Here is a 12,339-nt window from a genome sequence, read left to right as displayed (position 1 = left end):
ACAATGAATATCAACAAGCCTGCGATCCCTCCACTTGCGCCCGAGCTGATCGAACAATTCCGCAAGATCGTCGGCGAGCGCCATACGATCACCGATGCGAACGACATCGAGCCTTACGTCACCGAGGAGCGCAATTTGTTTCACGGCCGCTCGCCGCTGGTGTTGCGTCCGGGCTCGACGGCGGAGGTTTCCGAAATCTGCAAGCTCGCCTCCGCGCATAAAATCGCGCTGGTGCCGCAGGGCGGCAACACCGGGCTGGTCGGTGGCCAGACGCCGCACAATGGCGAGGTGGTGGTGTCGCTGCGACGCCTGGACAAGATCCGCGAGGTCGACACCGCCTCCAATACCATGACCTGCGAGGCCGGCGTGGTGCTGCAGATCGCGCAAGCGAAGGCGGCTGAGGTGGACCGGTTGTTTCCGCTCTCGCTCGGCGCGGAAGGAAGCTGCACCATCGGCGGCAATCTCTCCACCAATGCCGGCGGCACCGCCGCACTCGCCTATGGCGTGGCGCGCGAGATGGCGCTGGGGCTCGAGGTCGTGCTCGCCGACGGGCGCGTGCTCAACGTGCTGTCGAAGCTGAAAAAGGACAACACCGGCTACAATCTGCACAATCTCTTCATCGGCGCCGAAGGCACGCTTGGCATCATCACGGCGGCGACGCTGAAACTGTTTCCAAAGCCGCGGGCAGTCGAGACCGCCTATGTCGGGCTGAAGTCGCCGGCGGCGGCGCTGAAGCTGCTGACCATCGCGCAGAGCGAGGCCGCCAATGCGCTGACGAGTTTTGAACTATTGTCGGAGATGGCGGTCGATTTCTCGGTGCGACACGGCATCGACGTGCGCGATCCGCTCGCAGAGAAGCATCCCTGGTACGTGCTGATGGAATTGTCGTCCCCCGGCGACGACGCCCGCACGCCGCTGGAGACGATCCTCGCCCGCGCCATGGAAGAGGAGATCGTCGACGACGCCGTGATCGCGGCCAACCTTACCCAACGCAACGGCTTCTGGAAGCTGCGCGAGGAGATGTCGTCGGCACAGAAGCCGGAGGGCGGCTCGATCAAGCACGACATCTCGGTGCCGATCGCCGCCGTGCCCGATTTCATCGAGGAAGCGAATGCTGCCGTGGTGAAGCTGATCCCTGGGGCGCGTCCGGTGCCGTTCGGCCATCTCGGCGACGGCAATCTGCATTACAATGTCAGCCAGCCGATCGGCGCCGACACCGCGGATTTTCTGGCGCGCTGGCACGACATGAACGCCGTCGTGTTCGAGATCGTGCTGCGCATGGGCGGATCGATCTCGGCCGAGCACGGCATCGGCGTGCTCAAGCGCGACGAGCTGCCTGACGTCAAGGACAAGACCGCGATCGAGCTGATGCGCGCCATCAAGGCGATGCTCGATCCGCTCGGCATCATGAATCCGGGGAAGGTGCTGTGACCGCTCTTGCGATCGACGCGATCGGGGATGCGGATGTCGAGGAGGTTGTCGCGCTGTGGCAGCGCTGCGGCCTGACGCGTCCCTGGAATGACCCGCATGCCGACATCGCGCTGGCGCGGCGGCGCGACAATTCCACCGTGCTGATCGGCCGCGATGGCGGCGCGATCGTGGCGACCGTCATGGTCGGCCATGACGGCCACCGCGGCTGGGTCTATTACGTCGCGGTCGATCCCGACGGCCGCAAGCGCGGCCATGGCCGCGTCATCATGGCCGCGGCCGAGGACTGGCTGCGCGCGGCGGGAATTTCGAAGCTGCAACTCCTCGTCCGCCGCGAGAACGCGCAGGCCAATGCGTTCTACGGCTCGCTGGGCTTCGAGCTATCGACATCCGTGATGTTCCAGAAGTGGCTCGACGGCCGCGCGACCACGCCAAGCAACTGAGATCAAGCAAATGACCATTTCCGACCGCGTCCGCATCAAGGACGTCCGCGTGCTCTCGGACGGCTGGACCACGCTGAAGAACACCACGTTCGAGTACCGGCGCGCCAGTGGCGAGTGGCAGACGCAGCACCGCGAGACCTATGAGCGCGACAACGCCGCCGCCGTGCTGCCGTATAACCGCGCTGGGCGTACCGTGATCCTGGTGCGCCAGTTTCGCCTGCCGGCCTTCATCCGCGGCTACGACGATCTCCTGATCGAAGCCGCCGCCGGCGTGCTTGACAACGCCGAGCCCGAAGAGCGCATCCGCGCCGAGGCCGAGGAGGAGACCGGCTACCGCCTGCACCACGTCCACAAGGTGTTCGAGGCCTTCATGAGCCCCGGCGCCATCACCGAAAAACTCCATTTCTTCGTCGCCGAATACGAGCCTTCGATGCGTGTCAGCGACGGCGGCGGCCTCGAGCACGAGGGCGAGGACATCGAGGTGCTGGAGCTCTCGATCGACGAGGCCCTGGCGATGATCGCCGACGGCCGCATCATCGACGCCAAGGCGATCATGCTGCTGCAATATGTGGCACTGCACGTGTTCAAGTGACTTACCCTCCCCTGGAGGGGGAGGGTCGATCGCGCGAAGCGCGAGCGGGGTGGGGTGATCTCTCCACTCGGGCACTGTTGGATGTGGTGAGACCGTCACCCCACCCCGTCTCACATTTTCGCTGCGCTCAATGTGAGCCGACCCTCCCCCTCCAGGGAGGGGTAAGTGGCACCGCGCGTGCCGCACCATCGTCATCTGCAATTCAGGCCTGCATCTCCCCTCCCCCCGTTGAGCAACCCCAAAACTATCTCTAATCTGTCGCCAACCAAGAACCAGGAGACGCGCCATGTCCGCGCCGCGCGACGACGAATTCGGCTTTGCGCCCGATTACGACTCCCCCGTCCCCTACATGCAGCGCACCCGCGATTATTACGCGGCGATTGGCTACACCACCGCGTATCGCTGGGCGCATTACACCGAGGCGCCGTTCCAGCCGCTGAAGAAGCCGCTGGCAAAGTCGCGCGTGACCATCATCACGACCGCTGCGCCGTATGATCCCGCCAAGGGCGACCAGGGACCGGGCGCGGCGTACAACGGCAGCGCAAAGTTTTACCAGGTCTATGACGGCGACACGTCGAAAGAGCACGATTTGCGCATCTCGCATATCGGCTACGACCGTAAGCACACCTCGGCGACCGACAACGGCACCTGGTTTCCGCTGCCGCAGCTGTTGAAGGCGTCCGCCGCCGGCCGCATCGGCGAGGTCGCCCCGCGCTTCTTCGGCGCGCCGACCAACCGCAGCCATCGCGTCACGCTCGACACCGACGCACCGGACATCCTGGCGCGCTGCCTTGCGGACAAGGTTGACGTCGCGGTGCTGGTGCCGAACTGCCCGGTCTGCCACCAGACCACGGCGCTGGTGGCGCGGCATCTCGAGGCCAACGGCATTCCGACCGTGGTGATGGGCTGCGCCAAGGACATCATCGAGCACGCCGCCGTGCCGCGCTTCCTGTTCTCCGACTTCCCGCTCGGCAATTCCGCCGGCAAGCCACACGACGTCGCCTCGCAGGCGCAGACGCTGGAACTGGCGCTCAAGCTGCTGGAGAGCGCGAGCGGCCCGCAAACGACGATGCAGTCGCCGTTGCGCTGGAGCGAGGACGCCTCCTGGAAGCTCGACTACAACAACGTCGCGCAGCTGTCGCCGGAAGAGCTGGCCCGCCGCCGCGCCGAATTCGACAAGCAGAAGGAGATCGCGCGCGGCAACCGCGCCGCCTGACGTCCTCCGACAAAAACAAACAAGGGGAGAGCGACGTGACGCGACCGTTCGAGGGCGTGAAGATCCTGGATTTCACGCAAGTGCTGGCCGGCCCCTATGCCAGCTACCAGCTCGCGCTGCTGGGCGCCGATGTCATCAAGGTCGAGCGGCGCGAAGGCGAGGACATGCGCCGCACCCCGCTCAGCCGCGAATGGGCCGACCGCGGCCTCGCGCCGGCGTTCCAGGCCGTCAACGGCAACAAGCGCAGCCTGACGCTCGATCTGCAGAAGCCGGAGGCGATCGCGATCGTGAAGAAGCTCGCGGCATCGGTCGACGTCGTCATGGAGAATTTCCGTCCGGGCGTGATGGACAAGCTCGGCATCGGCTACGAGGCACTGTCGGCGATCAATCCAAAACTGATCTATTGCGCGGTCTCAGGCTTCGGCCAGACCGGCCCGGATCGCCTGCGGCCCGGCTATGACGGCAAGATGCAGGCGCTGTCAGGCATCATGGCAATCACCGGCCATCCCGAGACGGGACCGACGCGCGCGGGCTTTGCGGTGTGCGACGTGCTGTCGGGCGCCACGGCCGCGTTCGGCCTGTCGAGCGCGCTGTATCAGCGCGACCGCACCGGCAAGGGCCAGCTCATTGATGTCTCCATGCTGGAGGCGACGATGGCGTTTCTGTCGGGACAGATCGCGGACTGGTCGGTCGCCGGCCATCGCCAGACACTCTCGGGCAACCAGGCCGTGAGCCGCAGGACCACGGCGAATTTGTTCAAGTGCGGCGACGGCCACATCCTGCTCGCCGTCAACAACGAGAAGCAGTACCGCGCGCTGATGAGCGCGCTCGGCCGCGAGGACACGCTGAGCGACCCGCGCTTTGCCGACTGGTTTTCGCGCAACGAGAACGAGCCGGCGCTGCGCGCCATCATCGAAGCGGCGCTCGCGGCCAGGCCGGCGCGCGAATGGGAGACGATCCTGGAAGACGCCGGCGCGCCCTGCGCGAGCATCTGGAAGGTCGAGGAGGTGATCGACCATCCGCAGATCAAGGCGCGCGGCGCGATCCAGCAGCTGGACACGCAATACGGCCGCCTGCGCTTTGCCGGCAGCGGCTTCAAGCTCGCCCATGGCGGCGGCAGGCTCGACCGGATGGCGCCGGAGCTCGGCGCGGATACGGACGCGGTGCTGGGCGAGCTCGGATTCGATGCGGCTGAGATCGCGGCGCTGCGGGCAAGGGAGATTGTTTAGAACTCCGCTGTCGTAGGGTGGGCAAAGGCGCAACGCGCCGTGCCCACCAATCCATCCGTTTCCTTCGGTGAGTGATCGTGGGCACGCTTCGCTTTGCCCACCCTACGGCGGCAGAGCTAGAACAACGACCCCTGCCCGTCATCGGCCGGCCCGGCCGCCGCCTTCCGCGCTGCCTTCTTTGGCTTCGCCGCCTCGGCTTCCGCCGCCATCTCCTCCGCGCTGATCGGCAGCAGCAACTGATCGTCGTCATTAGCGACGCGGTTGATGCGGGTGGAGACCGGGTGCCAGGCAAACTCGCCGATGCGCGGCGCGGTCATCAGCGGCAGGATGGCATCGACCTCGTCGCCCCTGATGTCGAGCCAGCGCTCGAAATCGCGCTCGCTGATGGTGACGGGTACGCGGTCATGCAGCGCGGCGAGATCCTCGCCCGCCGCAGCCGTGACGATCGCGACCGTGTCGAGCTCCTCGCCGTTCGGCCCGGCCCAGGTCTCGAACAATGCGGCAAAGCCGAGCGGCGCACCGTCGGCGCGGTGGATGAAGAAGGGCTGCTTGCGGCCGTCCTCCACCTTCCATTCGTAATAGCCATCGGCCGGGATCAGGCCGCGGCGCCGGCGAATCGCGCGTTTGAAGGCGGGCTTCTCCAGCACCGTCTCGGAGCGGGCATTGATCAGGAGCGTAAAGCCCTTGGGGTCCTTGACCCAGCCCGGCAGCAATCCCCAGCGCATCAGGCGGAAATGGCGCGCGCCATTCTCCATCAACACGACCGGAATCGGTTGTGTCGGGGCGACATTGTACCGGGGCGGGAAGTTGGGCTGCTCGACATAGCCGAACAGTTGCCGCAAAGCCGCGGGGGCCGAAGTTATGACGAAGCGTCCACACATCCCAGGGTGTCTATATAGGGTCCGTTCAGGTCCTTTTAACCCCGAACGTTAACACTGCGGCAGATGAGCTCAACGGCCTCCCAACCCGCGCGGACGCATGCACAGACGGGCCCCGAGGCCGCCGACTGGGCCGAACGGCTGCGCGTGGCCAATATCAACCCGCGGACCGGGCTTGCCACCGACTATCTCAACCATTTCAATGAAGCCGTGATGCTGCTGGAAATGGTTCCGGACATGCCGGAATGCGCGGAAGATTTCTTGACCTGGTCGCCGCTGTCCTATGCCGAGCATTTCACGGCGTCGAACTTCAAGGCGCGGGATCTGGCTATCGAGGCCTATGAGAAGGCCAACCCCAACGTGCGCGCCCAGTTCGACCACATCACCGATACCATGACCTCGATCCTGACCGCGGTCGGCTCGGCCATGCGCGAGGTCGAGAAGGACACGACCCGCGTCCGCCTCGCCGAGCAGGCCACGCTCTGGGTCAAGCCGCTGATCGCCGCCTGCGGCGGCATCATCAATGGCGGGGCGGAAGCCGACGTCGACACCATCATGGCGAACTGAGCCAACTCCTTTAAGAATTAGGTCCTTTAAGAATCAGGTCCTTTGAGAAATGGCTTCGGTTATCCAGCCCACCCATCCCCAGCTCGCCGTCAGCGCCGCGATTTTCCGCGACGGCAAGGTGCTTTTGACCCGCCGCGCCCGCTCGCCCGCCAAGGGCTTCTATTCGCTCCCGGGCGGCCGGGTCGAATTCGGCGAATCGCTGCATCAGGCCCTGAGCCGCGAGGTCGACGAGGAGACCGGGCTCGACATCGCAATCGTCGGCCTCGCCGGCTGGCGCGAGGTGCTGCCGGCGACGGCTGGCGCCGGCCATTATCTGATCATGTCGTTTGCCGCCCGCTGGGTGGCCCGGGAGCCGGTCCTGAACGACGAGCTCGACGACTACCGCTGGATCGCCCCCGACGTTCTGGCGGGCCTCGGAGACCTCAAGCTGACCGGGGGGCTGGACGAGGTCATCCAGTCCGCCGCGCGGCTCGTAATAACCTGAAGCCAGCTCCGGGCTCCGCTGCACCTCTTCCGCTTGCGGGGGAGGTCGACGCGCTTGCAAGAGCGCGGCGGGTGGGGCCTTTCTCCTCTTGGGGGTTCTCGCCCGCGGCGACACCCCCTCCCCAGCCCTCCCCCGCAAGCGGGAGAGGGAGCGTACCGCCCTCGCGTCGCCTTGCGTCAACAGCCTCGAAGAGGCATACACCCCGCCGATGTCCACGCGATTTCTGGCCATTTTTGCCCTGATTCTCGCCTGCGCCTCCGGACCCGCGAGGGCCCAGGACGGGGCGGCGCCGTTTGACGGCGATTTGCAGCGGCTGGCGGAGATCCTCGGCGGGCTGCACTATCTGCGCGGCATCTGCGGGTCCAACGAGGGCAACAAATGGCGCAACGAGATGCAGGCGCTGATCGATGCCGAAACCCCCTCCGGGGAGCGCCGCACCCGCATGATCGCCGGCTTCAACCGCGGCTATAACGGCTTTCAGCAGACCTATCGGAGCTGCACGCCGGCGGCGACGGTGGCGATCCGCCGCTATATCGAGGAAGGCTCGAAGATCTCGCGCGATCTGACGGCGCGCTACGCGAACTGAGCTCTCACCAACCGCACTCTCAGCCGTAACTCCTCATCCTGAGGAGCGCGGAACGCGCGTCTCGAAGGATGGAAGGCCCAGCTGCGGCAGCGGGGCCTTCCATGGTTCGAGACGGCGCTGACGCGCCTTATCACCATGAGGATTGGGGCAGTCGGTGGAACCCTGTCATCGACTTTGTTCACAGCCGTTAACCGTTCTTAAAGATGTGGCCTAGCGGTCGTTAATGTGCGTGCTACACCTCTCGCACAGCGCATCGCCGTGGATCGCGCCCCAGCCCTGATCGAGTTTCATGAGCCAGCCGATTTCCTACGCCCCCGACCGCGCGCCGCTGCCCGATCACGAGCAGAAGCAGGCCGCACTGAGCTATCTCAACGAGGCCTGGGCCGAAGCGCGCCATGAGGGCGTCGACGGCGACTGCCTGGCGCAGGCGAGCTTGTTTGCGGCCTTCGCCGAGCTCGTCGGGACCTATGGCGAGGACGCGGTCGCCAAGTTCGTCGAGGGTTTTCCGGGTCGCATCCGCAACGGCGAGTTCTCGGTCACGCTCGCAAGGCAGTGAGCTTTCCGCGAAAATGACCCCGCCACGCGGGCGGGGCCAGTCAACGGATGAATGACTTTGCGAACGGATTTGGCGAAAGCCTTCGCGAAGTCTGCCGCGTTTATCGCACGGAAGCCGCTTGCCGCCGACAAGCATTAGTCTCGCGGCGGCCGGGAGATGTTCCCGCGGCGATCAGGAACCTGCTCCCTCCCCTCACGGCTCGACCTTAAGCGTCGCTTTCATGTTGGGATGATAGCGGCAGTAATAGTCGATCACTCCCGTCTTCTTCAGAACCGATGTCGCCGATTTCTTCGGCGGCAATGTCACGTCGAAGTCGCCGTTCTTCGCCGTGGCCGTGTGGGCGAAGACGTCCTTGTTGACCCAGGTAATGGTATCGCCGATCTTCGCCGATACCTCGGCCGGAGCAATCACGAGATTGTCCATCGTGATCTCGATCGTCGCGGCGTGTGCCGGCGCGACCATCGCCGCAAGGACAAGTGCTATGGCGATCGAAGCCAGTCGCTCCGGCATCATTGCCACTCCCCTATTTCAGCTCTGCCGCGACGTGCTCGGCGTGCTGCTGGTGTCCCTGGAAGATCTTCAGGCCCGTCTGTAGCAGGCTCTTCAGCTCGGCATTGTTCGCGGACGGGATCAGCTGGGTCTCCAGCGCGCCGTTGACCGCCTTGTGGTAGGCGACCTCGTTGGCGACGTAGGCCTTGTCGAAGGCGGCGCCGTCCAGCTTGTCGAGCTCGGCCAGCTTGTCGCTCGCCTGCTTCGACAGCGTCTTGCTGGTGTCGTTATCCTCCGGCGTGACGTTCAGCTTCTTGACCAGCGCCAGCGCCTGCTTGTTGACGGCCTCGTGGTCGCGCAGCATGTCCTCGGCAAATGCCTTGACGTCCTTGCTCTTCGCCTTCTTCTGCGCCTGCTTGGCGGCGTTGATGTCGATCACGCCGGCGGTGTAGGCGATGTGGGCGATCTGAGGATCGGTGGGCTTGTCGGCTGCGCCGGCGCTTTGCAGCAGCGCGGGACTCGACAACAGAATGGCCGCGGCGATCGCCGCGCTCCGTCGGGTGAACATGGCTCGATGCTCCTGTGGTGCCGGACGTTGGCCGGCGCGTTGCTTCACAGGGATTGGATGGGTGTTTTGCGCGAACGTTCCCGAAAAATCATGAGCCGATGCCAAGGCGCCTGAGCACCGCCTCCGTCAGGCACTCGCAGCGCTGTCCGGCGAACGGAAACGCGTCCATCACGACGGGGCCGATCTTCTTCTCGACGTTCTCGCGCAACAGGGTGCGCGCACGGTGCAACCGCGTCTTGACGGTCTCGGGCCTGATGCCGAGCAGTTCGGCCGTCTCCTCCATGCTCATGGCCTCCATCACCCGCGCGATGAAGACCATGCGGAAGGCATCGGGCAATTCATCGACCGCGTGTTCGACGACACGCTGGATCTCGCGTTGGGCCATGGATTTTTCCGGATCGGTTGCGGCGGACGAAAGGGGAAACTGGATGATCTGTGCTTCCAGCGTTGCCTCCGGCACCGATCCCAGCTCGACCTGCGGCTTCCGACTGCGCAAGCGCCCGAGCGCCTCGTTGATCGCAATGCGCGACAACCAGGTCGACAGCGCGGCTTCACCCAGAAAGCCATCGAGATGCGTGAAGGCGCGGACATAGGTTTCCTGCACTACGTCCTCGGCCTCGCTGTCGCTGCGCAATATCCCGCGCGCGAGGCGATAGAGCCTGCGATTGTTGGCCTGCATGATCTCGCGGAGCGCAGCCTCGTCACGGCGCCGCGCGCGCTCGATCAGCTCGACTTCCGATGTCCTGACGCCGGCGGACAGGCCGGCTGCGGTCCCTGGCATGGCGGGCACCTTATCTCCATTGGTTCCGGACATTGGATGCAAACCAAGGAAAAAAGTTCCTGACTTTCTTACCCTCCCCTCCAGGGGAGGTAAGAGCCGCCCACCTAATCCGTCTCGATCGGGAGCGAAAGGTCCCGTGCCCATTCGCCCATCGAGCCGTCGTAGAGCGTCAGCTTGTCGTAGCCGAGCTGCGTCAGCAGCAAGAGGTTGATCGTCGCCGAGATGCCGCCGCCGCAATAACAGATCACGGTCTTGTCGCGCGTGACGCCCCGGGCGACGAACTTTGCTTCCGCATCCGCAAGACTTGTCAGCGTCTTGTCGGCATTGACGAGCGATGGGGCGGGAACGTTGATACTGCCCGGCACGCGGCCCGGCCGGCCGTAGCGGCTCGGCTCGAGGCCTTGGTGAAATTGCGGCAAGAGAGCGTTGACGATTGCCGTCGAGGGATCACCGATCCGTGCCTTCACGACATTCTTGTCGACGAAGAAGCCCGCGCGCGGCGTGGCCTTGAAGGTCGTGGCCGGATAGCCTTTCGGTGCGCCCGTCTCGACCGGACGTCCCTCCTCCTTCCATTTGTCGAAGCCGCCGTCGAGCACCAGCGCATCGACGCCGAGCGAACGCAGCATCCACCAGAACCGCGTCGACCACATCATTGTGCCGATGCTGTAGAGCACGATGGTCTTGCTCGCATCGAGGCCATGGCGGCCGAAGGCGGCCTCCAACTGGCCGACATCAGGCATCATGAAGAGGGGGCGCGCGGAGGTGTCGGCGAACTCGCCTTGCAGGTCGAGGAAATCGGCGCCGGGGATGTGGCCTGCGGCGAAGGTCTTGTCGCCGGGGACTGCGCGATACGGTACGTCACTGCCCGGCGGCACCGGCTCGTTGTAGGTCGTGCAATCGTAGAGGCGCAGGTTGGGATCGCCGAGGATGGCGGCAAGTTGTTCGGTGGCGATGAGGGCACTTTGGCTCATTGGATAGTCTCCCATCATACGCATACTATCCCCGTCACCCCGAGGTGCCGGAGCGTAGCGGAGGCCTCGAAGGGCACGGCCACTAGCGGGGCCGCTCATCCTTCGAGGCTTGCCATGCAATGCAAGAGCATTGCATGGCGCACACCACAGGATGACGGATCACAACGAGCGCGGCAAGCTACTGCTTCAGCGTCTCCAGAAACCGCACCGGCTCGCCCTGCGAGGCCGTCACCAGCTCGCCCTGCCACATCACGCGGCGGCCGCGGACGAAGGTGCCGACGGGCCAACCGGTGACGCGCAACCCGTCATAGGGGGTCCAGCCTGCTTTCGACGCCACCCATTTGTTGGTGATGGTCTCACTGCGCTTCAAATCGACGACCGTGAAATCGGCGTCGTAGCCGGCGGCGATGCGGCCCTTGCAGGCCATGTTGTAGAGGCGCGCGGGGCCGGCGCTGGTGAGATCGACGAAGCGCGCCAGAGAAAGCCGGCCCGCATTGACGTGATCGAGCATCAGGGGGACCAGCGTCTGGACGCCGGTCATGCCGGAGGGCGAGGCGGGATAGGTCTTCTGCTTCTCCTCCAGCGTATGCGGGGCATGATCGGAGCCGAGCACGTCGATGATGCCCTGCTCGATGCCGCGCCAGATGCCGGCACGATGATCGGCCCCGCGCACCGGCGGGTTCATCTGCGCGAGCGTGCCGAGCCGCTCGTAGCATTCGGGCGCAGCCAGCGTGAGGTGGTGCGGCGTCGCCTCGCAGGAGGCGACGTCCTTGTGGTCGCGCAGGAACTCGATCTCTTCCTTGGTCGAGATATGCAGCACGTGGATGCGCTTTCCGGTCTCGTGCGCGAGCTTGACCAGGCGCTGCGTTGCCATCAGCGCCGCGGTCTCATCGCGCCACACCGGATGCGAGCGCGGGTCGCCCTCGATGCGCAGCGATTTGCGGTCGTTGAGGCGGTATTCGTCCTCGGCATGGAAGGCCGCGCGGCGGCGGATCACCTGGAAGATGCGGCGCAGGCTTTCGTCGTCCTCCACCAGCAGCGCGCCGGTCGAGGAGCCGATGAACACCTTGACGCCGGCACAGCCAGGCGCACGTTCGAGCACCGGCAGGTCCTGCACGTTCTCACGCGTGCCGCCGATGAAGAAGGCGAAATCGCAATGCATGCGGTGATGGGCGCGCTTCACCTTGTCGGTGAAGGTGGCTTCAGTCACGGTCAATGGAGAGGTGTTCGGCATCTCGAACACGGCGGTGACGCCGCCCATCACGGCGCTGCGCGAACCGGTCTCGAGGTCTTCCTTCTGCTCCAGCCCGGGCTCGCGGAAATGCACCTGTGTGTCCATCACGCCGGGCAGGATGTGCAGGCCCTTGCAGTCGATGACCTCGGCGGCCGAGCCCTGCGACAACGGGCCCAGCTCGGCGATGCGGCCGCCGGTGATGCCGATATCGCGAACATTCTCGCCGTCCTGGTTGACGACGGTGCCGCCTTTGAGGATCACATCGAAACGCTGGGTCATGGCTGAAGGCCCTTCTCATCCCCAAGCGCAGGGCTCGA

15 protein-coding genes are annotated in these 12,339 nt (G+C 65.2%); 9 read left to right on the top strand and 6 right to left on the bottom strand.

Going from position 1 to position 12,339, the window contains the following annotated elements; genetic code table 11:
- Positions 1-3: 3 nt before the first annotated feature.
- From GGD61_RS30445 to GGD61_RS30425, 5 genes are all read left to right on the top strand, one after another.
- Positions 4-1,431, top strand: a complete 1,428-nt coding sequence (locus tag GGD61_RS30445) for an FAD-binding oxidoreductase (protein WP_092262500.1) — start codon at positions 4-6, stop codon at positions 1,429-1,431.
- Complete coding sequence (locus tag GGD61_RS30440) at positions 1,428-1,871, top strand: GNAT family acetyltransferase (protein ID WP_092262496.1); 444 nt, start codon at positions 1,428-1,430, stop codon at positions 1,869-1,871. The genes GGD61_RS30445 and GGD61_RS30440 overlap by 4 nt, the downstream gene beginning before the upstream one ends.
- 10 nt (positions 1,872-1,881) lie before the next feature.
- Positions 1,882-2,463 (top strand): NUDIX domain-containing protein, encoded by a 582-nt coding sequence (locus GGD61_RS30435; protein WP_092262493.1) that lies wholly within the window; start codon positions 1,882-1,884, stop codon positions 2,461-2,463.
- 286 nt (positions 2,464-2,749) lie between these two features.
- The gene (locus GGD61_RS30430) at positions 2,750-3,679 is read left to right on the top strand and encodes a glycine reductase (RefSeq protein ID WP_092262485.1); all 930 of its coding nucleotides are present in this window, start codon (positions 2,750-2,752) and stop codon (positions 3,677-3,679) included.
- Positions 3,680-3,714: 35 nt separating this feature from the next.
- A complete protein-coding gene (locus GGD61_RS30425; protein ID WP_183231746.1) occupies positions 3,715-4,908 on the top strand; it encodes a CaiB/BaiF CoA-transferase family protein in 1,194 nt (397 codons plus the stop codon).
- 116 nt (positions 4,909-5,024) lie between these two features.
- Here the strand turns inward: GGD61_RS30425 and GGD61_RS30420 are convergent, their stop codons facing one another.
- A complete protein-coding gene (locus tag GGD61_RS30420) occupies positions 5,025-5,789 on the bottom strand; it encodes an SOS response-associated peptidase (RefSeq protein WP_092262479.1) in 765 nt (254 codons plus the stop codon).
- 63 nt (positions 5,790-5,852) lie between these two features.
- On the opposite strand from GGD61_RS30420, the gene GGD61_RS30415 reads away from it, so the two are divergent.
- The 4 genes from GGD61_RS30415 (at position 5,853) to GGD61_RS30400 (ending at position 7,979) form a co-directional block, all read left to right on the top strand.
- The gene (locus GGD61_RS30415; protein WP_018323385.1) at positions 5,853-6,353 is read left to right on the top strand and encodes a hypothetical protein; all 501 of its coding nucleotides are present in this window, start codon (positions 5,853-5,855) and stop codon (positions 6,351-6,353) included.
- Between the two features lie 49 nt (positions 6,354-6,402).
- Positions 6,403-6,837 carry an NUDIX hydrolase gene (locus tag GGD61_RS30410; protein WP_092262476.1) on the top strand — a complete coding sequence of 145 codons (435 nt, stop codon included), beginning with the start codon at positions 6,403-6,405 and terminating at the stop codon, positions 6,835-6,837.
- Between the two features lie 208 nt (positions 6,838-7,045).
- On the top strand, positions 7,046-7,423 hold the full coding sequence (locus GGD61_RS30405) for a TIGR02301 family protein (protein ID WP_018323383.1): 378 nt from the start codon (positions 7,046-7,048) through the stop codon (positions 7,421-7,423).
- A 289-nt stretch (positions 7,424-7,712) separates the two neighbouring features.
- A complete protein-coding gene (locus GGD61_RS30400; protein WP_018323382.1) occupies positions 7,713-7,979 on the top strand; it encodes a hypothetical protein in 267 nt (88 codons plus the stop codon).
- A 192-nt stretch (positions 7,980-8,171) separates the two neighbouring features.
- Here the strand turns inward: GGD61_RS30400 and GGD61_RS30395 are convergent, their stop codons facing one another.
- The 5 genes from GGD61_RS30395 to GGD61_RS30375 all read right to left on the bottom strand — a co-directional run bounded on the left by GGD61_RS30395 (position 8,172) and on the right by GGD61_RS30375 (position 12,301).
- Complete coding sequence (locus GGD61_RS30395) at positions 8,172-8,492, bottom strand: cupredoxin domain-containing protein (protein WP_092262473.1); 321 nt, start codon at positions 8,490-8,492, stop codon at positions 8,172-8,174.
- A gap of 10 nt (positions 8,493-8,502) precedes the next feature.
- A complete protein-coding gene (locus GGD61_RS30390) occupies positions 8,503-9,036 on the bottom strand; it encodes a DUF4142 domain-containing protein (protein ID WP_177237512.1) in 534 nt (177 codons plus the stop codon).
- Positions 9,037-9,124: 88 nt separating this feature from the next.
- Positions 9,125-9,817 carry an RNA polymerase sigma factor gene (locus GGD61_RS30385; protein WP_177237511.1) on the bottom strand — a complete coding sequence of 231 codons (693 nt, stop codon included), beginning with the start codon at positions 9,815-9,817 and terminating at the stop codon, positions 9,125-9,127.
- A gap of 104 nt (positions 9,818-9,921) precedes the next feature.
- A complete protein-coding gene (locus GGD61_RS30380; RefSeq protein ID WP_092262465.1) occupies positions 9,922-10,788 on the bottom strand; it encodes a sulfurtransferase in 867 nt (288 codons plus the stop codon).
- A 178-nt stretch (positions 10,789-10,966) separates the two neighbouring features.
- The gene (locus GGD61_RS30375) at positions 10,967-12,301 is read right to left on the bottom strand and encodes a dihydroorotase (RefSeq protein WP_092262463.1); all 1,335 of its coding nucleotides are present in this window, start codon (positions 12,299-12,301) and stop codon (positions 10,967-10,969) included.
- Positions 12,302-12,339 lie beyond the last annotated feature (38 nt).

Source organism: Bradyrhizobium sp. SBR1B, assembly GCF_014198205.1.
GTDB lineage: Bacteria > Pseudomonadota > Alphaproteobacteria > Rhizobiales > Xanthobacteraceae > Bradyrhizobium.
This window is presented reverse-complemented; position numbering and strand designations above follow the sequence as displayed.

What these genes read in the sequence shown, in the direction of transcription:
- GGD61_RS30445 (WP_092262500.1), top strand. Translation starts at nt 4, where the DNA reads ATGAATATCAACAAGCCTGCGATCCCTCCACTTGCGCCCGAGCTGATC.
- GGD61_RS30435 (WP_092262493.1), top strand. Translation starts at nt 1,882, where the DNA reads ATGACCATTTCCGACCGCGTCCGCATCAAGGACGTCCGCGTGCTCTCG.
- GGD61_RS30430 (WP_092262485.1), top strand. Translation starts at nt 2,750, where the DNA reads ATGTCCGCGCCGCGCGACGACGAATTCGGCTTTGCGCCCGATTACGAC.
- GGD61_RS30420 (WP_092262479.1), bottom strand. Translation starts at nt 5,789, where the DNA reads ATGTGTGGACGCTTCGTCATAACTTCGGCCCCCGCGGCTTTGCGGCAA.
- GGD61_RS30415 (WP_018323385.1), top strand. Translation starts at nt 5,853, where the DNA reads ATGAGCTCAACGGCCTCCCAACCCGCGCGGACGCATGCACAGACGGGC.
- GGD61_RS30410 (WP_092262476.1), top strand. Translation starts at nt 6,403, where the DNA reads ATGGCTTCGGTTATCCAGCCCACCCATCCCCAGCTCGCCGTCAGCGCC.
- GGD61_RS30405 (WP_018323383.1), top strand. Translation starts at nt 7,046, where the DNA reads ATGTCCACGCGATTTCTGGCCATTTTTGCCCTGATTCTCGCCTGCGCC.
- GGD61_RS30400 (WP_018323382.1), top strand. Translation starts at nt 7,713, where the DNA reads ATGAGCCAGCCGATTTCCTACGCCCCCGACCGCGCGCCGCTGCCCGAT.
- GGD61_RS30395 (WP_092262473.1), bottom strand. Translation starts at nt 8,492, where the DNA reads ATGATGCCGGAGCGACTGGCTTCGATCGCCATAGCACTTGTCCTTGCG.
- GGD61_RS30390 (WP_177237512.1), bottom strand. Translation starts at nt 9,036, where the DNA reads ATGTTCACCCGACGGAGCGCGGCGATCGCCGCGGCCATTCTGTTGTCG.
- GGD61_RS30385 (WP_177237511.1), bottom strand. Translation starts at nt 9,817, where the DNA reads ATGCCAGGGACCGCAGCCGGCCTGTCCGCCGGCGTCAGGACATCGGAA.
- GGD61_RS30380 (WP_092262465.1), bottom strand. Translation starts at nt 10,788, where the DNA reads ATGAGCCAAAGTGCCCTCATCGCCACCGAACAACTTGCCGCCATCCTC.
- GGD61_RS30375 (WP_092262463.1), bottom strand. Translation starts at nt 12,301, where the DNA reads ATGACCCAGCGTTTCGATGTGATCCTCAAAGGCGGCACCGTCGTCAAC.